This is a genomic window from Burkholderia sp. SIMBA_062 (assembly GCF_046534765.1).
Taxonomy (GTDB): Bacteria; Pseudomonadota; Gammaproteobacteria; order Burkholderiales; family Burkholderiaceae; genus Burkholderia; species Burkholderia ambifaria.
In genome coordinates, this window is the sequence record NZ_JAWRYD010000513.1 from 1 (window position 1) to 246 (window position 246).

1 pseudogene is annotated in these 246 nt (G+C 67.9%); it reads left to right on the forward strand.

The window, feature by feature from the left end:
- Positions 1-246, forward strand: a pseudogene (locus SB786_RS37275) (dihydroorotase); the annotation flags it as partial.

The window sequence follows — 246 nt, forward strand, 5'->3', positions numbered from 1 at the left end:
GTGTGTCCGCCGGACACCGATCCGGTGCTCGACGAAGCGGGCCTCGTGGAGATGCTCAAGTACCGCGCGGGCAAGCTCGAACGCGCGCAGGTGCATCCGCTCGGCGCGCTCACGGTCGGGCTCAAGGGGCAGACGATCACCGAGATGGTGTCGCTGACCGAGGCGGGCTGCATCGGCTTCACGCAGGCCGATCAGCCGATCGTCGATACCTCGGTGCTGCTGCGCGCGCTTCAATACGCGAGCACG